The sequence below is a fragment of the Streptomyces sp. NBC_01515 genome (assembly GCF_045040345.1).
Taxonomy (GTDB): Bacteria; Actinomycetota; Actinomycetes; order Streptomycetales; family Streptomycetaceae; genus Streptomyces.
In genome coordinates this window covers 4,234,044-4,252,722 of sequence record NZ_CP109416.1, presented here as the reverse complement: position 1 = coordinate 4,252,722, position 18,679 = coordinate 4,234,044, and the positions used below count along the sequence as shown (strand labels likewise).

Annotated in this window: 17 protein-coding genes; 16 read left to right on the top strand and 1 reads right to left on the bottom strand. The window is 69.4% G+C overall.

Annotated features, from left to right (window positions below; translation table 11 throughout):
* The first annotated feature begins 197 nt into the window (after positions 1-197).
* The 13 genes from rplU (at position 198) to OG407_RS18760 (ending at position 15,947) form a co-directional block, all read left to right on the top strand.
* Positions 198-518 (top strand): 50S ribosomal protein L21, encoded by a 321-nt coding sequence (gene rplU, locus OG407_RS18820; protein WP_006374708.1) that lies wholly within the window; start codon positions 198-200, stop codon positions 516-518.
* Between the two features lie 14 nt (positions 519-532).
* Positions 533-787, top strand: coding sequence for a 50S ribosomal protein L27 (rpmA, locus tag OG407_RS18815; RefSeq protein WP_019063244.1), 255 nt, complete (start codon positions 533-535; stop codon positions 785-787).
* 158 nt (positions 788-945) lie between these two features.
* Positions 946-2,382, top strand: a complete 1,437-nt coding sequence (gene obgE / locus OG407_RS18810) for a GTPase ObgE (RefSeq protein WP_403587877.1) — start codon at positions 946-948, stop codon at positions 2,380-2,382.
* Between the two features lie 334 nt (positions 2,383-2,716).
* A complete protein-coding gene (locus tag OG407_RS18805; protein WP_405859489.1) occupies positions 2,717-4,267 on the top strand; it encodes an alkaline phosphatase D family protein in 1,551 nt (516 codons plus the stop codon).
* Between the two features lie 97 nt (positions 4,268-4,364).
* Positions 4,365-5,540 (top strand): hypothetical protein, encoded by a 1,176-nt coding sequence (locus OG407_RS18800; RefSeq protein WP_405859487.1) that lies wholly within the window; start codon positions 4,365-4,367, stop codon positions 5,538-5,540.
* Positions 5,541-5,690: 150 nt separating this feature from the next.
* Positions 5,691-7,184 (top strand): bifunctional cytidylyltransferase/SDR family oxidoreductase, encoded by a 1,494-nt coding sequence (locus OG407_RS18795; protein ID WP_328683378.1) that lies wholly within the window; start codon positions 5,691-5,693, stop codon positions 7,182-7,184.
* A gap of 58 nt (positions 7,185-7,242) precedes the next feature.
* Positions 7,243-9,285 carry a hypothetical protein gene (locus OG407_RS18790; RefSeq protein ID WP_405859485.1) on the top strand — a complete coding sequence of 681 codons (2,043 nt, stop codon included), beginning with the start codon at positions 7,243-7,245 and terminating at the stop codon, positions 9,283-9,285.
* Between the two features lie 177 nt (positions 9,286-9,462).
* Positions 9,463-10,653, top strand: coding sequence for a glycosyltransferase family 2 protein (locus OG407_RS18785; protein WP_405859483.1), 1,191 nt, complete (start codon positions 9,463-9,465; stop codon positions 10,651-10,653).
* A 241-nt stretch (positions 10,654-10,894) separates the two neighbouring features.
* A complete protein-coding gene (gene proB, locus OG407_RS18780) occupies positions 10,895-12,001 on the top strand; it encodes a glutamate 5-kinase (RefSeq protein ID WP_405868479.1) in 1,107 nt (368 codons plus the stop codon).
* A gap of 217 nt (positions 12,002-12,218) precedes the next feature.
* Positions 12,219-12,677, top strand: a complete 459-nt coding sequence (locus OG407_RS18775; RefSeq protein ID WP_405868477.1) for a hypothetical protein — start codon at positions 12,219-12,221, stop codon at positions 12,675-12,677.
* Between the two features lie 103 nt (positions 12,678-12,780).
* Positions 12,781-14,067, top strand: coding sequence for a glutamate-5-semialdehyde dehydrogenase (locus tag OG407_RS18770; protein WP_405859481.1), 1,287 nt, complete (start codon positions 12,781-12,783; stop codon positions 14,065-14,067).
* A 93-nt stretch (positions 14,068-14,160) separates the two neighbouring features.
* Entirely contained in the window at positions 14,161-14,769 is a 609-nt protein-coding gene (locus OG407_RS18765; protein ID WP_405859479.1) for a hypothetical protein, read from the top strand.
* An 89-nt stretch (positions 14,770-14,858) separates the two neighbouring features.
* Positions 14,859-15,947 carry a hypothetical protein gene (locus OG407_RS18760; protein WP_405859477.1) on the top strand — a complete coding sequence of 363 codons (1,089 nt, stop codon included), beginning with the start codon at positions 14,859-14,861 and terminating at the stop codon, positions 15,945-15,947.
* 249 nt (positions 15,948-16,196) lie between these two features.
* Here the strand turns inward: OG407_RS18760 and OG407_RS18755 are convergent, their stop codons facing one another.
* Entirely contained in the window at positions 16,197-17,327 is a 1,131-nt protein-coding gene (locus tag OG407_RS18755) for a M48 family metallopeptidase (RefSeq protein WP_405859475.1), read from the bottom strand.
* 101 nt (positions 17,328-17,428) lie between these two features.
* Between OG407_RS18755 and OG407_RS18750 the strand changes: the two genes are divergently transcribed.
* The 3 genes from OG407_RS18750 to nadD all read left to right on the top strand — a co-directional run bounded on the left by OG407_RS18750 (position 17,429) and on the right by nadD (position 18,674).
* The gene (locus OG407_RS18750) at positions 17,429-17,590 is read left to right on the top strand and encodes a hypothetical protein (RefSeq protein WP_327404136.1); all 162 of its coding nucleotides are present in this window, start codon (positions 17,429-17,431) and stop codon (positions 17,588-17,590) included.
* Between the two features lie 164 nt (positions 17,591-17,754).
* Complete coding sequence (locus OG407_RS18745) at positions 17,755-17,916, top strand: hypothetical protein (RefSeq protein ID WP_043676433.1); 162 nt, start codon at positions 17,755-17,757, stop codon at positions 17,914-17,916.
* Positions 17,917-17,984: 68 nt separating this feature from the next.
* Entirely contained in the window at positions 17,985-18,674 is a 690-nt protein-coding gene (nadD, locus tag OG407_RS18740) for a nicotinate-nucleotide adenylyltransferase (RefSeq protein ID WP_403587849.1), read from the top strand.
* Positions 18,675-18,679 lie beyond the last annotated feature (5 nt).

Below are 18,679 nucleotides of genomic sequence, written 5' to 3'. Positions count from 1 at the left end.
GCCGCACTCTCCACCGGGCCCGGTTTGACCCGTTCGGCTGCGGCCCCGTAACCTTGACTGTCGGCGTGTCCACTGGTGGCACGCCACATCCCCGTAAACCTTTTCCTCCCGGGCGTGTTCCGCCGGGAGAGGCCGTCTGCTCTGCAGGGCGGCTGGACTGCGGGGGTGCCGTCCCTGAGCTAGAGAGTGAGATCAGCGTGTACGCCATCGTGCGCAGCGGTGGTCGCCAGCACAAGGTTGCTGTCGGCGACATCGTTGAGGTTGACAAGATTTCCACTGCCAAGGTTGGCGACACGGTCGAGCTCTCGACCCTGCTCGTTGTCGACGGCGACGCTGTGACCAGCGACCCGTGGGTGCTGGCCGGCATCAAGGTCCAGGCCGAGATCGTGGACCACCACAAGGGCGTCAAGATCGACATCCTTCGCTACAAGAACAAGACCGGCTACCGCCGTCGTCAGGGCCACCGCCAGCAGTACACGGCGATCAAGGTCACTGAGATCCCCGCGGCTGCGAAGTAAGGGACTGAGGAGACATGGCACACAAGAAGGGCGCATCGTCCACCCGGAACGGTCGCGACTCCAATGCCCAGCGGCTCGGCGTGAAGCGCTTCGGCGGTCAGGTCGTCAACGCTGGTGAGATCCTGGTCCGCCAGCGCGGCACCCACTTCCACCCCGGTTCGGGCGTCGGCCGTGGCGGCGACGACACGCTGTTCGCGCTGAACGCCGGTGCGGTGGAGTTCGGTACGCACCGTGGCCGCAAGGTCGTGAACATCGTTCCGGTCGCCTGAGACATCAGGTAGCTGATTCAGGCAACTGATCGGAAGCTTTCGCGAGGCGGACCTCACTTCCCTTCCGGGAAGCGGGTCCGCCTTTCGCGTGTTTCTACTGGTAGCAGCACGTAGCTGCGCCCCTAAGACTTTCTTGTACGTAACTGGAGGCACATCCCATGACCACCTTCGTGGACCGCGTCGAGCTGCATGTCGCCGCGGGTAACGGAGGCCACGGCTGTGCCTCCGTCCACCGTGAGAAGTTCAAGCCGCTCGGCGGCCCGGACGGCGGCAACGGCGGAAGGGGTGGGGATGTCACCCTCATCGTCGACCAGTCCGTGACCACGCTGCTCGACTACCACCACTCCCCGCACCGCAAGGCCACCAACGGCAAGCCCGGCGAGGGCGGCAACCGCTCCGGCAAGGACGGCACGGACCTGGTCCTGCCGGTGCCGGACGGCACGGTCGTGATGGACGGCGCGGGCAATGTGCTCGCCGACCTGGTCGGCCACGGCACCTCGTACATCGCCGCGCAGGGCGGCCGGGGCGGTCTCGGCAACGCGGCGCTGGCCTCGGCCCGCCGCAAGGCGCCGGGCTTCGCACTCCTCGGCGTCCCCGGTGACCTCCAGGACATCGTCCTGGAGCTGAAGACGGTCGCCGACGTGGCCCTGGTCGGCTACCCGAGCGCCGGCAAGTCCTCGCTGATCTCCGTGCTGAGCGCGGCCAAGCCGAAGATCGCCGACTACCCCTTCACCACCCTCGTCCCGAACCTCGGCGTGGTGACGGCCGGCGAGACGGTCTACACGATCGCCGACGTCCCCGGCCTCATCCCCGGCGCGAGCCAGGGCAAGGGCCTCGGCCTGGAGTTCCTGCGCCACGTGGAGCGCTGCAGCGTGCTCGTGCACGTCCTGGACACGGCGACGCTGGAGTCCGAGCGCGACCCGATCTCCGACCTCGACACGATCGAGGAGGAGCTGAAGCAGTACGGCGGTCTCGACCGGCGTCCGCGCATGGTCGTCCTGAACAAGATCGACGTACCGGACGGCAAGGACCTGGCCGAGATGGTGCGGCCGGACCTGGAGGCGCGCGGCTACCGCGTCTTCGAGGTGTCGGCGGTGGCACACACGGGACTGCGCGAACTCTCCTTCGCGCTCGCGGAGTTGATCGCCGCGTCGCGTGCCGCGAAGCCGCAGGAGGAGGCGACCCGGATCGTCATCCGCCCGAAGGCGGTCGACGACAGCGGCTTCACCGTCGTACAGGAGGAGGACGGCCTCTTCCGTGTGCGCGGCGAGAAGCCCGAACGCTGGGTCCGCCAGACCGACTTCAGCAACGACGAGGCCGTCGGCTACCTCGCCGACCGCCTCAACCGCCTCGGCGTGGAGCAGTCCCTGATGAAGGCGGGCGCCCGCTCCGGCGACGGCGTCGCGATCGGCCCCGAGGACAACGCGGTCGTCTTCGACTGGGAGCCGACGGTGATGGCCGGCGCGGAGATGCTCGGCCGGCGTGGCGAGGACCACCGCTTCGAGGCCCCGCGCCCGGCGGCACAGCGGCGCCGCGACAACCAGGCGGAGCGGGACGAGGCGACCGAGGAGTTCAACGAGTTCAAGCCGTTCTGAGGGACGGGGCGGGGTGGGGTTCGGGGGAGTGGGGCTGGGCGGTGAGCGTTCGGCGGGCGGGGTGATCGTGCGGCTCGGCGGGGTGACTGTCCGTCAGGCGTGCCGCTCGCTCGCCCCGCCCCCCAACGCACCCACACCCCCGTCCCCCGTCCGGCCTCAAGATCATCCACCCCCGTAACAAATCTGGCCGAGACCCGTTGCTCCCGGAGTAACGGGTCTCTCGCTGTGCGCTTATTTGTCATGGACGCGATACTTACTGTTCAACAGGCGGGACTCCGCGCACTGTGAGGCTTCCAAGTGACCCAAGAGGCCAACGTCGCAAGGGAGTTCACCGATGACCGGAGCCGTATCACCCGATCGACGACGTTTTCTCGCGGCCGGCGCGGCGGTGCTGGGGGCCGCCGCTTCCGCTCAGCTCTGGCTGCCGACCTCCGCGCGGGCTGCCGAAACCCCGTTGCCCGACGGGGTGTTCAGTCTCGGTATCGCCTCCGGGGACCCGTTGCCCGACGGCATCGTGCTGTGGACGCGGCTCGCCCCGGACCCGCTCAACGGGGGTGGGATGCCGGATCAGGTCGTCCCTGTGGAGTGGGAGATCGCCGAGGACGCGCGGTTCGGAAAGCACGTACGGCGTGGCATCGCGCCCGCGCGGTCCGAGTACGGGCACAGCGTTCACGTGGACGTACGAGGACTGCGCCCCGGCCGTGACTACTGGTACCGCTTCCGTGTCGACGGGCAGATCTCCGCCACCGGCCGCACCCGTACCGCGCCCCACCCGAACAGCTCCGGCGGCCGGCTGCGCGTCGCGCTCGCCTCCTGCCAGAACTGGCAGAACGGCTACTTCACGCCGTACGCCGACATGCTGTCCCAGGACCCCGACTTCGTGCTCTTCGTCGGTGACTACATCTACGAGTCGGCGCCTTCGGGCGGGGGGCCGCGTCGGCACGAGGGGACCGGGGAGCCGTACAGCCTCGTTCAATACCGCAATCGGTACGCGCAGTACCGGACCGACCCGGATCTGCTGGCCATGCATGCCAACACCCCCTGGGTCGTGACCTTCGACGACCACGAGGTCGACAACGACTGGGCGGGGGAGGTCCCGCAGGACCCCGACAAGCAGTCGCACGACGCGTTCGTCGCGCGGCTGACCGCGGCCTTCCAGGCGTACTACGAGCACATGCCGGTGCGCGCGAGCGCCGTGCCGAACGGGCCGCACATCCAGATGTACCGGCGGCTCGAATTCGGCCGCCTGATGCGGCTCAACGTCCTCGACACCCGGCAGTTCCGCAGCGACCAGGCCACCACGCAGGCCGGCGCCGAGGACCCGGCGATGACGATGATGGGCGCCGAACAGAAGGCGTGGCTGCTGCACGGGCTGCGGCACTCGCCCGCCCGCTGGAACGTCATCGCCTCGCAGATCATGATGGCCGAGACGGACATCCTGCTCGGCGCGGGCAAGCAGTGGTTCTACGACGCCTGGGACGGCTACCAGGTCGAACGCAACGCCCTGCTGGAGGACTTCAAGTCGGTCCGCAACCCCGTGGTGCTCAGCGGCGACCGGCACCTCACGATGATCAGCGATCTGAAAGAGGACTTCGCCGATCCGGACTCCGACGTCGTCGGCGCCGAGTTCGTCGGCACGTCCATCTCCAGCAACGGCGACCAGGACCAGGCCGCCTTCCACGCCCAGTGGGACCCGCTGATGGCGGACAACCCGCACTGGAAGGTGATCGACGCCCACCGCGGCTACCACCTGTTCGACATCCGCAAGGACGGCATCGACGCGCAGGTGAGAGTCGTGGACACCGTGCTGAAGCCCACGGCGACACCGAGCACGTACGCCTCGCTCCGGGTGGAGTCGGACGACCCGGGCGTCAGCGTCGTATAGAAGTTTGTGAACCCTGTGTGGCGGGAGCCTGGGACTCATCTGTGTCCCAGGCTCCTCTCAGGTCAAACTCAGGAACAACTCTTACCTTCCGTTAACCATGGAGACGGACTGTATTGAGGAAGCGCTGCCCGCCGGTACCCGGCTGCTGCACATCGGCCCGCACAAGACCGGGACCACGGCCATCCAGGGCGCGCTGTTCGCCGCGAAGGACACGATGCCCGCGCACGGCGTCGACTTCCCCGCGCACAGCAGGCACCCGATGGAAGCGGCCCTCGCCGCCTGCGCCCGGCCCGCGATGATGGGCGACACCGTGCCCACCGACAAACACTGGACGCGCCTCCTCGACGCCGTACGGGCCACCGGCGACCGCACCTCGGTGATCAGCAGCGAGTTCTTCGCCGACGCCCAGGACGACGAGACGCTGGCCAGGATCGTGGAGCAGCTCGGCGGCGAGCGCGTGCACATCCTGATCACCCTGCGCCCACTGGCGCGGATCATGCCCTCGCAGTGGCAGCAGTACGTGCAGAACGGCCTGCGCATGGGCTACGGCGACTGGCTGGAGCACATGCTCCGCAAGGCGCCGTACGAGCAGCCCAACCCCAGCTTCTGGCGCCGGCACCGGCACGACCGGCTGGTCGAGCGCTGGGCCCGGGTGGTCGGGCCCGAGCGCGTCACCGTCGTCGTGGTCGACGACGGCGACCGGGACGGGCTGCTGCGTACCTTCGAAGCGCTGCTCGGGCTGCCCGCGCATCTCCTGCGGCCGGTTCCGGACGCGGCGAACCGTTCGCTCACCCTCGCCGAGACCGAAATGCTGCGGAAGCTCAACGTGGAATTCCGCGGCAATGGACTCCCCGACGAGCTGTATTCCAAGCTCGTGCGCAACGGCGCGGTCATGCATATGAAGAATGCGTGCAGCCCGACCCCGCAGGACGTGAAGATCACCACGCCCCGGTGGGCGGTCGAGGCGGCCGGTGCGATCGGCGCCGAGATGGCCGGGACCATCGCCGCCACGGGCGTACGGGTCGTAGGGGACACGGCACTGCTTTCGGCCGTACCGGAGGCCGGGTCGGAGGCCGCGCGGGAGGTCTCCGGGGTGCCGCGGATCGCTCCCGAAGTGGCCGCGCAGGCGCTCTACGGGGCGCTCGCGGCGGCCGCCTCGGCGCCCGTGCGGCACAGTGCGCCGGCGAAGGCGCGGACGGTCCACCAGACGTCGTCGAAGGAACTCGTACGGGTTCTCGGTCACCGTTGTCTGAAGAAGCTCCGGCGGCGCTGAGTTCCGTCATCGCCCGGTCACCAGCAGTGCAAGATGAATGACAGATGTCGCGCACCTATGCGGCGGAGGTCACTCGCCTTGCACTGCGGTAACCGCGAGTGGGACCATTTGCGCGTTCCCCCATTGTCCCGAGGTAGGTCAAGGTCACCTGTGTCGCACATAGCCAAGCCCCGCACCACCGCAGTGATCCTGGCCGGCGGTACCGGCCAGCGGGTGGGTCTCTCGATCCCCAAGCAGCTGCTGAAGATCGCCGGCAAGGCAGTCATCGAGCACACCCTGACCACCTTCGAGAACGCCGACTCGATCGACGACATCATCGTCCTGATGGCGCCGGGCTACGTCCCGGACATCGAGAAGATCGTCGCCAAGGCCGGCTTCCAGAAGGTCACCCGGATCATCGAGGGCGGCTCGACGCGGAACGAGACCACCGAGCGCGCCATCGCCGCGCTCGGCGAGGGCCTGGCCGAGGGCGAGGACCGCAACGTCCTCTTCCACGACGCCGTGCGCCCCCTGCTCTCGCAGCGCGTGATCGACGACTGCGTGATCGCCCTGGAGCGCTTCCAGGCCGTGGACGTGGCCATCCCGTCCGCCGACACCATCATCGTGACCCGCACCCACGGCGACGACGGCGAGTTCATCACCGAGATCCCCGACCGCTCCCGGCTGCGCCGCGGCCAGACGCCCCAGGCGTTCAAGCTGTCCACGATCCGCCGCGCCTACGAGGTCGCCGCCGGTGATCCCAACTTCCAGGCCACGGACGACTGTTCGGTCGTGCTCAGGTACCTGCCGGACGTGCCGATCCACGTCGTCGCGGGCGACGAGTACAACATGAAGGTCACCCAGCCCGTCGACGTCTTCATCGCCGACAAGCTCTTCCAGCTCGCCTCCACGGCCGCGCCCGAGCAGGTCGACGAGGCCGCCTACCGCGAGCTGCTCACCGGCAAGACCCTGGTCGTCTTCGGCGGCTCGTACGGCATCGGCAAGGACATCGCCGAGGTCGCCGAGGGCTACGGCGCCACGGTGTACGCGCTGGGCCGCTCGACCACCGGCACGCACGTCGAGAACCCCGAGGAGGTCGACGACGCGCTGTCCAAGGCGTACGGCGAGACCGGGCGCATCGACTACGTCATCAACACCGCGGGCGTCCTGCGCATCGGCAAGCTGGCCGAGACGGACAACGCGACGATCGAGGAGGCGCTGAAGGTCAACTACCTGGCGCCGGTGCAGATCGCCCGTTCCGCGTACAAGTACCTGGCCGAGACCAAGGGCCAGCTGCTGCTCTACACCTCCAGCAGCTACACCCGCGGTCGCGCCGAGTACAGCCTGTACTCCTCGACCAAGGCCGCGATGGTGAACCTCACGCAGGCCCTGTCGGACGAGTGGGCCGGCGACGGCATCCGCGTGAACTGCATCAACCCGGAGCGCACCGCCACCCCGATGCGCACCAAGGCCTTCGGCCAGGAGCCCACCGGCACGCTGCTGTCCTCCGAGGCCGTGGCCCGCACCTCGCTCGACGTGCTGCTGTCCGAGCTGACCGGCCATGTCATCGACGTCCGCCAGCAGGACCCGACGGCCGGCGCGGCCAGGGCCTCCGGCTTCGACGCCGCCCTCGCCTCGGTCCTGGACGTCCAGGACGGCGTTTAATCAAGCCTGACTCTGAGCTCCGGTAAATTACTCGAAACCCCCAAGAGCAGGTTTATCAGTGATTTCCACCGCTATTCGCGTGGCCCGGGTGGGCAGCGCGGCTGAGCTGGCCGCCGCCGCCCTGATGATGCTGGGATACCCGGCCCTCATGCTGGCCGCCCTCATCCCGAGCGTCCCCGCCTTCGCCGCCGCGGCCGTCGTGACGTACGTCGCGGACCACTATCTGCACCGCCAGGCCAGCTACCTGATCAACCGCCTCAGCAAGGTCAGAGCGGGCCTCTCCATCCGCTTCCTGATCCGCCAGCTCCTGCTGATCCTGCTGCTGGCCCGCATGGACCTCTCCGACCACCTGATCTTCTACGGCGCGATCGCCTGCTTCATCGCCTTCTACGGCCTCCAGGCCCCGCACGGCGCCGTCGTCACGCTGATCCGCAACCGCCGCCGGATGCCGGTCGCCACCCGCAACGTCGACCTCGGCTCGCGCATCCACATCCCGGACGCCCCGAAGTTCGGCCTGCTGGAGCGCTCCGCCGAGAAGATGCTCCACCTCGACCTGTTCGCCGTCGTCGGCCTGCTGATCTCCGCACAGCTCGACTCGGCCGTCGCCGCCTTCATCGGCATCGGCGTCACCCTGTTCCTGGGCACCCTCTACGTCGTCGCGCTCCTGCCGTACATAAGGGGTACGAAGATCCCGCCGACCGCCGAGGTCATCCTCGAAGCCGTCGACGACTGGCTGCACGAGTACAAGCCGCAGACGGTGCTCTGCTTCTCCGGCTCCAAGGACTCGGCGTACCAGGTCAACATGTGGCTGGAGACCATGGAGCAGCTGGACACCCGGCCGCTGGTCCTGCTCCGCGAGCGCGTCATACTGCAGAACCTCGCCCCCACCAAGGCCCCCGTCATCTGCGTGCCCGGCGGTGTGCACCTGATGAACATGGACCTGTCGAGCGTGCGCGTCGCGCTGTACGCGGCCAACGTCGGCAAGAACATCCACCTGCTGCGCGTCCCCACCATGAAGCACGTCTTCATCGGCCACGGCGACAGCGACAAACTGGCCAGCGTCAACCCGTTCAGCAAGGTCTACGACGAGGTGTGGACCGCCGGCCGCGCGGGCCGCGACCGCTACGCCATCGCCGACGTCGGTGTCCGCGACGACGACATCGTCGAGGTCGGCCGCCCGCAGCTCGCCCCGATCCAGACCTGGCAGGGCGTGCCCGAGGGTCGTATTCCTACGGTCCTGTACGCGCCGACCTGGGAGGGCTGGGACAACGACCCCGGCAACACCTCCCTCCTGCTGGCCGGCGAGAACATCGTGAAGAAGCTGCTCAAGGCCGACCCGCCGGTCCGTGTGCTGTACAAGCCGCACCCCTTCACCGGCACCGTCAGCTCCGCGGCCGGCTCCGCGCACCGCAAGGTCACCGCGCTGGTCGAGAAGGCCGCGATCGAGCGCGCGAGCGACCCGCGCTTCCAGGCCGACGCGACCGCCCGGACCAAGGCCAAGGCCGACCTGGCCCGCATCGAGGCCCGGATCAGCGAACTGTCCGGCGGCCCCGCCGACAAGGGCGACGAGGCCGAGCTGACCCGTGACGGCGTGGTCGACCTGGCCAAGTACGAGGAGATCGCCCGGCTGCGCGCCGAGTGGAACGACGCGTACTGGACCTCCGTCGGCACCTTCGAGCACCGCGTCATCGCGGGCGCCGAGCCGCGCCTGTACGACTGCTTCAACGTGTCCGACGCGATGGTCTCCGACATCTCCAGCGTGGTCTCCGACTTCATCGCGAGCGGCAAGCCGTACGCGGTCACGGACTCGGCGAAGCTGGGCGTGGAGGAGTTCAAGCGGCAGAACACCGCGGTGCGCGCGGCCGTGATCCTCTCCAACAAGGCAACGGAACTGGGCGAGTTGCTCGCGGCGGTCCGCACCCCGGACGCCGACCCGATGGCCGAGGACCGCAAGGAACTCAAGGAGTACCTGCTCGGTCCCGACGAGCCCACGTCCATCGAGCAGTTCAACACCGCGGTGGAGAACCTCGCGCTCAAGTCCGAGACACGGAACGTCGGGCAGGAGCGGGTGGCGGCGACGGAGGCCGAACTCACGAGCTGACCTGCGTGTGTCAGTACTTGGTCAAGAAGAGCCCGGTTTTTGGGGAGTGATCCTCGAAAACCGGGCTCTTTTGCGTATCCCCTGCTGACGGAAGACAACCGATCCACTCGGTCGGCCGTCTTGTAGATGGCGCTTCAGCAGATACGGGGGAAACACTCCATGGACAAAGAGGAACGCGTGACCGTGACGCAGCCTGATGTGACCGTGGTCGTCGGGGCGTACGAGGCGATGCCGTACCTGGTCGAGTGCCTGCGCTCGGTCGAGGCGCAGACCCTGGACCCGGCCCGCATCGAGGTCATCGCCGTGGACGACGGTTCGACGGACGGCACGGGGGAGTACCTGGAGGAGTTCGCGGCCCGCGCCGCGACCCACGTCACCGTGATCCACCAGGAGAACTCCGGCGGCCCCAGCTCCCCGCGCAACGTCGGCCTCGGCAAGGCGAGCGGGCGCTACGTCTTCTTCCTCGACGCCGACGACCGGCTCGCCCCCGAGGCGCTGGAGCGCATGGTCGCGATGGCCGACCGCAACGGCACGGACGTGGTGCTCGGCAAGGTCGAGGGCATCAACCGCGTCCCGCCCAAGGCGGCGTGGGTCGAGACGCTGGAGCGCACCGACGTCTTCCACTCCAACATCAAGTTCACGCTGAGCGCCCAGAAGCTGTTCCGGCGGGCGCTGTTGGAACGGCACAGCATGCGGTTCGACGAGTCGCTGTTCACCGGCGAGGACGCGCTGTTCACGATGGAGGCGTACCTGCGGGCCGACGGCGTCTCCGTCATCGCCGACCACACCTGCTACTACCTGGTGGGCCGGGACGACGGCAAACAGGTGACGAAGAGCGGGAGTTACACCCTGCGCTTCGACTCCGCCCGCGCGTTGATGAACCTCATCGCGGAGATGGTCCCGCCGGGCGTCGAGCGCGACAAGCTGATGGTCCGGCCGTTCCTCGTCACGCTGCTCCCGCAGTTCGGCCCGAAGTACGTCAAGGACACCGAGCAGGTACGGCGCCACAAGTTCGAGTTGGCCAAGCCCTTGATGGCGGCCCACTGGACCCCCGAGGTGGCCCTCCGCCTCAAGGTCGACGAACGGCTGCGGCTGCAGTTGGTGGCTGAGGAACGCCCTGAACTCCTGCTGGACGTGGTCGAGTTCATCAAGTCGAAGAAGCGGCCCGACGCCGTCCTGGAGAGGGGCGGCCGACGTGTCTACCTGGCGTATCCCCATTTCCGCTCCGTGTCGGCCGGCCTCGCCGACTCCCTCTACCTGGCCGAACCCCGGGAGGCCCGCGAGGTCGAGGGGTACCGGGACGGGGCGGTGGGGGTGTTCCTCCGCCGGGTGACGCGGAAAGCGCGTCGGATGCTGAGAGCGGCTTGAGTTCAGAGTGCGGCCCGGTGGGGGCTGGTCGCGCAGTTCCCCGCGCCCCTAAAGAACACGGGCCGGCCTGCGTTTTTAAGGGGCGCGGGGAACTGCGCGACCAGCCACGACGCACCCGCGCTGTGAACTCAACCCTCCTGTCCGAGACCTGGACCAACGTGCACAGGCCAACCCGGTTCGCGTAGATTGCCACCCGGATCTACCCGAGGGGACACCGCACGTGGCAGGGGCAAGGCAGGCCGTGACCGAGGCCCGCAGGATCGTCGTCAAGGTGGGTTCCTCCTCACTGACCACCGCGGCCGGCGGCCTGGACGCCGACCGGGTCGACGCGCTGGTCGACGTCCTCGCCAAGAGCCGCAGCGGAGGAGAGAAAGAGGTCGTCCTCGTCTCCTCCGGTGCCATCGCCGCCGGACTCGCCCCCCTCGGACTGCGCCGCCGCCCCAAGGACCTGGCCCGGCAGCAGGCCGCCGCCAGTGTCGGTCAGGGGCTTCTCGTGGCGCGCTACACCGCGTCCTTCGCCCGGTACAGCATCCGCGTCGGACAGGTGCTGCTCACCTCCGACGACATGAGCCGCCGCTCCCACCACCGCAACGCCTCCCGCACCCTCGACAAACTCCTCGCCATGGGTGCCCTCCCGATCGTCAACGAGAACGACACCGTCGCCACGGACGAGATCCGCTTCGGCGACAACGACCGGCTCGCCGCCCTCGTCGCCCACCTCGTCCACGCCGACCTGCTGGTCCTCCTCTCCGACATCGACGGCGTCTACGACGGCGACCCCAGCAAGCCGGGCACCTCGCGGATAGCGGAAATCCGGGGGCCCGCCGACCTCGCGCACGTCGAGATCGGCAGCGCGGGCAAGGCCGGCGTCGGCACCGGCGGCATGGTCACCAAGGTGGAGGCGGCCCGGATCGCCGCCGCCGCCGGCATCCCCGTCGTGCTGACCAGCACGGTCCACGCGACCGACGCGCTGAGCGGTGGCGACACGGGGACGTACTTCCACGCCACCGGGAAGCGGTCCGCCGACCGGCTGCTCTGGCTCCAGCACGCGTCCACCCCGCAGGGCTCGTTGACGCTCGACGACGGTGCCGTACGCGCGGTTGTCCAGCGCCGGATGTCGCTGCTGCCGGCCGGAATCGCCGCCGTCGAGGGCGAGTTCAGCGCGGGCGACCCCGTCGAACTCCGGGACGCCGAAGGGCACCCGGTCGCCCGGGGTCTCGTCAACTTCGACGCCAAGGAGATCCCCCAGCTGATCGGCCGCTCCACCAGGGAACTGGCGCGCGAGCTGGGGCCGTCGTACGAGAGGGAAGTCGTCCACAGGGACGACCTGGTGATCCTGCACCCGTAGAACCCGTAGAACCCGCAACCCGTAGAACAACCGAACCGTCCGCCACGGGCCCGCGGTCGAAAAGTGCGGGAACGCCCATCCCGTGCGCCAGCCGGGAGGTGGACCTTCCGCAAAAGCGCCACGCGGACGCCTCCGGCCTGCTCAACTTTGTCTCAGGGACAAATTCCGCGCGAGCACCGCAGCTCGCCCCTTGCGTAAGGAGGCCGTCGTGAGACGAGTGCGCCCTGGGGCGGCGGCGTCCCGCGGTGGTGCCATCTCCCGCGCGCCCGGCGAGGAGCGCACGCTGACGAGCGTCGCGGCCGGCGCCCGGTACGAGGGCGAGGAACCCAAGGACCTGCCCCGGCTCTGGCATGTCACCCTCAGCGTCTCCGGCGGCGAGGCCCCGCTGAAGGAGGTGCGGCGCGGTCTGGAACAGCTCGCCCACGACCACCCCTTTCTGCTGACCAGCCGCTACGCCAACGACCACGCGGAGATCCGCTACTGGGAGGAGGCCCGCGACCTGCACGACGCGGCCGCCGTCGCGCTCCGCCTGTGGGGCGAGCACCGCCAGACCGCGAAACTGCCGCCGTGGGAGATCGTCGGCCTGGAGGTCATCGACCGCGAGACCTACCACCAGCGCATCTCCGAGGGATACGGCCCGCTGCCCGCGACCCCGGTCGGCGTACACCCGTTCTAAGACCCTCAGGATCCGTTTTGCGCCGTCTTCGGGCCCTTCCGCGCTTGTCTCGCGGTTTGGGATAGCCGGTGGACGCCCTCGCAGGGCGCACTACCCTTCCCTCATGACCACGCTCTCGCCGTACGACTCCCTGTCCCCGGTCACGCAGGCCGCGTACCGCGCCAAGTCCGCCGCCGCCGACCTCGCGCCGCTGCCGCGCGCCGAGAAGGACGACGCGCTGCTCGCCATCGCGGACGCGCTGGAGGTCCGGACGAGCGAGATCGTCGAGGCCAACGCCAGGGACATCGCCAAGGCCCGCGCGGCCGGCACCAGCGAGACGGTCATCGACCGGCTGACGCTCACGCCCGAGCGCGTGCGCGCCATCGCCTCGGACGTACGGGACGTCGTCGCGCTGCCCGACCCGGTCGGCGAGGTCGTCCGCGGCTCGACCCTCCCGAACGGCATCGACCTGCGCCAGGTCCGCGTCCCCCTCGGCGTCGTCGGCATCATCTACGAGGCCCGCCCGAACGTGACCGTGGACGCGGCAGCGCTGTGCCTCAAGTCCGGGAACGCGGTCCTCCTGCGCGGCTCCGGCTCCGCCTACGAGTCCAACACCGCCCTCGTGCGCGTCATCCGCGACGCCGTCGGCGGCGCCGGACTGCCCGCCGACGCCGTGCAGTTGGTGCCCGGCGAGAACCGCGAGAGCGTCCGCGAACTGATGCGCGCCCGGGGTCTCGTCGACGTGCTCATCCCGCGCGGCGGCGCCTCCCTGATCCAGACCGTCGTCAACGAGTCGACCGTCCCCGTGATCGAGACCGGCGTCGGCAACTGCCACGTCTACGTCGACGCGGACGCCGACCTCGACATGGCGATCGACATCCTGATCAACTCCAAGGCCCAGCGGCCCAGCGTCTGCAACGCCGCCGAGACCCTCCTCGTCCACCAGGACATCGCCCCCGAGTTCCTGCCGCGCGCCCTGGACGCCCTCGCCGAGGCCGGCGTCACCGTGCACGCCGACGAGCGCGTGCTCGCCTACGCCAAGGACTCCGAGGCCACGGTCGTCGAGGCCACCCCGGAGGACTGGGACACCGAGTACCTCTCCTACGACATCGCCGCCGCTGTCGTCGACTCGCTCGACAAGGCCGTCCAGCACATCCGGCTGTGGAGCTCCGGCCACACCGAGGCGATCGTCACCAGTTCCCAGCAGGCCGCCCGCCGCTTCACCCAGCTGGTCGACTCCACCACCGTCGCCGTGAACGCCTCGACGCGCTTCACGGACGGCAGCCAGTTCGGCTTCGGCGCGGAGATCGGCATCTCCACCCAGAAGCTGCACGCACGGGGCCCGATGGGCCTGCCGGAGCTGACCAGCACCAAGTACATCGTCACGGGCGACGGACACATCCGCCGCTGAGCCCCCGCCGCCTGGCATATGCGATGGGCATAACGGCTCGTCGGGGCAGAGGCGTCTCACCCAACGGATGAATTTCCCGACCGCCTGCCCAAATTGACCCCCCAGGTCTACTCTGGAGAGGTGCCGGAGGACGTGGGGGGCAGGCCGTTTCCCGACGGCTGGGAGCCCGACGACGACCACGACCGCGGAATGTCGGACGAAGAGTTCGCATCCGTGGTCTTCGACGAGGCCTTCATACGGGCGGCAGTGGTACACGAGCCGACCGCCGTCGAGCGCCTCGTGGCCGCCGCGCAGGCAAGAGCCGAGGCCTCCGAGGCCGAAGCCCGCCGCGCGCAGCACGGCAGACGCGGACGAGGCGAGGACGATCCGTTCGAGGACGCCTACGGACGCGAATTCGGCCATGATCCGGAACTCGACGACCTGGATGACCCCGATGTCGTCGAGGGCCGCTACGGCGCCCCGGGGACCTACGGCAAACAGGTCCGCTGGCACCGCCCCGTCGCCTGGCTGCTCGCCCTCGTGATGGGCATCGGCATGGTCGCCCTGGCTTTCTCGGCGGTCTACCGCGGCGCCTCCTCGGGCGGCCGGGACCGCGTCCCGCCCCCGGCCTCCACCGGCGTGGAACAGGGCACGGCGGCGGCACCCTCCGCTTCCGCCGACAACTCCCAGCCACCGCTGTCCGCCGTACCGCGCACGCCCTGAGCACGCTGTGAGCGGCCCGGTGAGAACCTGTCAGAACTTGTCGTGTACCAGGGCGTTTACCTGAGGCTCCAGAGACCTACTCTGAAAGTATGGGCGGTCCAGGAGACCCACCTGAGGGCACGCCCGAGGGTGCTTCCGGTGGTGGTGAGGACGAGTACCGATCCGTCGTCTTCGACGAGTCGTTCGTCCGCGCTGCCCGCCTCCAGGAGTTCTCCGCGCAGGAGCGCCTGGCCGACCACGCCCCCGCCGTCCGCCGCCGCCCGGCCCTGCGCCGCGGTCTCTCCCGCCAGGCCCTGATCCTGGTCATGCTGATCGCCGTAGCCTTCGGCACCGCGATCTACATGGGCGTACGGCACCCCTACACGACCCCCACGGCCCAGCAGCCCGTCGAACCGCTCCGGATGACCGTCATCCCGCTGTCCCCCCAGGGCAAGGTGCCGGGGGCGGCCGACGCCGAGGACCTCTACGCGCACAGCCCCGCCGCGCAGTTCAGCGTCGGCGCGGAGGGCGTGCCGCTGCCGGCCGCGCGGCGCACCGCGCACTTCTCGGACAGCCAGGTCATCGCCGCCCTGAGCACCGCCAAGGACTACATCGTGGAGTCCTCGCTCTACCCGGCGGTCCTCACCGGCGGACAGATCCGCCCCGCGCGGGTCCTCGTCGACCCGGACCAACTCGACCAGTTCGACCAGAGTTTCGAGCACCCGACCGCCGACGGCCGGCATGAGCCCACCGGATGGCTGGTTCGCTTCGACCCGTCCCGCGTCCAGCTGGCCGACCGCAAGATCCGCGTCCAGGGCACCCTGGCGGCCACCGAGACCGACTCGTCCACCCTGGAAGTCACCGCCGACGGAACCTTCGTCTACGCGCTACGGCCCACCGGCACGACGGCCTCGGTCGGCTCCGGCGAGCAGGCCCAGGTGTCCCTGTTCACCGTCCGCCGCGAACTGCACTTCCGCTTCGACCGCGACGACCTGCGCATGCACCAGGCCCAGCTCGTCGTCTCCTACGTCCAGGCCGGGCCGCTGTCCTGCGCCGAGGACTCCGTGACCCACCTGCGCCCGCTGCTCGCCGGCCAGACCGCCAAGGCGGGCGGCCCGGCCGGCACGGACCCGTACGCGACGGGCAGCGCGACGGCGCTCTGCGGATCCCTGGCGACGGACGCGCAGCCGAAGGTGTGAGTTTCGTTATTTTCGGCTCCGGGGACCGTGTCCCCGGAAAAGGGCTTCCCGGGTGGGGCGGCTTCGTACGCGGGACGGCTTTCCGGGTGGGGCGGTGTCCCGGATAGGCGGCAAGGTGTGGGCGTGAGCTCGGGCCGGCCGCGTGGCCGTGGTTGCGGGTGAGCGCGGTGCACCCGGACCGGCCGCGCGGTCGGCCGGGGTGCACCCGGACCGACCGCGCAGGCGTTCTCCGAGGTGGGGTTGTGCGGGTTAGTTCCCGTCGCGCGGCGGTGTGTCGTCCGTCGGCGGCTGCTCCGTGCCGTTGGCCGAGCCCGACGGCGGCTCGTCCTGCGGGGCCGAGCTCGCGAAGCCGCCGAAGCCGCGCCGTACCCGGCCGCCGAGGTCGCCCGCGCCGCCCGCGAAGTCGCTGACCAGCTTCATCAGCGGGTCCTTGGAGCTCTTGACGTTGCTCGCGTAGCTCGCCGCCGACTCGCGGAACGAGTCCGTGACCGAGGTGTCCTTGTCCTCGCTGCGCCGCGGGTAGTGGCCGTCCATGATCCGCTGGTAGTCGCGGGACTCGGCCCACTTCTTCAGCTCGGCCGCCCGCACGGTGGTGAACGGGTGGGAGCGGGGCAGCACGTTCAGGATCTTCAGCACCGAGTCGCGCAGGTCACCGCCCGACTCGAACTCCTCGGCCTGCTTGAGGAACGCGTCCACGTTCATCTCGTGCAGGTGGTTGCCGCCCGCGATCTTCATCAGGCCGCGCATCGAGGCCCGCAGGTCCTGGCCGACCAGCAGACCCGCGCGGTCGGCGGACAGCTCCGACTTGCGGAACCACTCGCGCAGCGCCGTCACGATCGCCAGGATCGCGAGGTTGCCCAGCGGGATCCAGGCGACCTTCAGGGCCAGGTTGGTCAGGAACAGCAGGATGGTGCGGTACACGGAGTGGCCGGACAGTGCGTGGCCCACCTCGTGGCCGACGACCGCCCGCATCTCCTCCTCGTCGAGCAGCTCGACCAGGCCGGTGGTGACGACGATGATCGGCTCGTCCAGGCCGATGCACATCGCGTTGGGCTGCGGGTCCTGGGTGACGTACATCGGCGGGACCTTCTCCAGGTCCAGGATGTAACAGGCGTCCCGCAGCATGTCGTTGAGGTGCGCGAACTGCTGGTCCGACACGCGCACCGAGTCGGACAGGAACAGCAGCCGCAGACTGCGCTCGGGCAGCAGCCCGCTGAGCGCCTTGAACACCGTGTCGAACCCGGTCAGCTTGCGCAGCGCCACCAGGGCGGAGCGGTCGGCCGGGTGCTCGTACGCACGCGAGGAGATCCCCTCGAAGCGCCTGCGCTGCCTGCTCGGTACGTTCTCGTGCCCGTTCTGCTCGTGGCCGTCTTCGGACATGTGGTCCCCCATGTGCGTGTGAGTGCCCTGAGTGCCCCCGAAGCAGAGCCCAGCCTAGGCGGAGATACCGTTGACGGGCAGTACAGCGAAGGAGTCAACGCATGGAGCCCCATTCCGCAGCCGCCTGGCTCGCAGAGGCCGCGAACGCCGCCCCCCGGCAAGGGTCGGGGGACCTGCTCAAGGTCGTACTGATCGTCATGTTCTTCGGCTGCATCCTGACCGCGTGGTTCCTGCTGCGCGGGTACAAACAGAAGGACGACTGAGACGCCCGTCGAGTTCCCTGTCGCGTCCAGGTCGGCTGCCCATCGGCTTCCAGTCGGCTGCCGGTCAGCTTCCAATGGCGGAGTCGGCGTGATCGTCGCCGGGGCGCCCGCTTACCATGAGCCGACATCTTTATCCCGCCCACACCGGATAGGTTCTGCTGAAGATGAGCATCCACGGCACTGCTGCCCAGTTGGTCACTCTTGCCGCCGAGGGGGAGGGCGGGGGCAACCACGAGAGCCTCCAGCCGATCATCACCGGTGGCGGCGCTTTCCTGCTCCTGATGCTCCTGCTGTGGATCACCACCCGCTTCAACCGCGACCGCTAGGGTCTGTCCCTTTCTGTCCGCCGGACGGGTCTCGGGGCCTTCACACCGGGCCGGTAGGGTCTGCACGCATGGGAGAGCAGGACATGCCTACCGGTCCGGCGAACGACACGACGCGCGGCACGGAGATCCGAATGGCGAACGGCCCGCGCAACAACGGCCCGTCGAACCCCGGCAAGCGCCGTCTCGGCGTCATGGGCGGAACGTTCGACCCGATCCACCACGGGCACCTCGTGGCGGCCAGCGAGGTCGCCGCGCAGTTCCACCTGGACGAGGTGATCTTCGTCCCGACCGGCCAGCCGTGGCAGAAGACCGACCGCAAGGTCGCCCTGGCCGAGGACCGCTACCTGATGACGGTCATCGCGACCGCCGAGAACCCCCAGTTCTCGGTGAGCCGTATCGACATCGACCGCGGCGGCCCCACCTACACCACGGACACCCTGCGCGACCTGCGGGCGCTCAACCCCGACGCGGACCTCTTCTTCATCACCGGCGCCGACGCCCTCGGCGCGATCCTGACCTGGCGGGACGCGGAGGAGCTGTTCTCCCTCGCGCACTTCATCGGGGCCACCCGCCCCGGCCACACGCTGACCGACCCGGGCCTCCCGGAGGGCGGCGTCTCGCTGATCGAGGTTCCCGCGCTGGCCATCTCCTCAACGGACTGCCGCGCGAGAGTCGCGAAGGGTGATCCCGTCTGGTACCTGGTGCCCGACGGAGTCGTGCGCTATATCGACAAGCGCGAGCTGTACCGCGGCGAGTGAGCCGA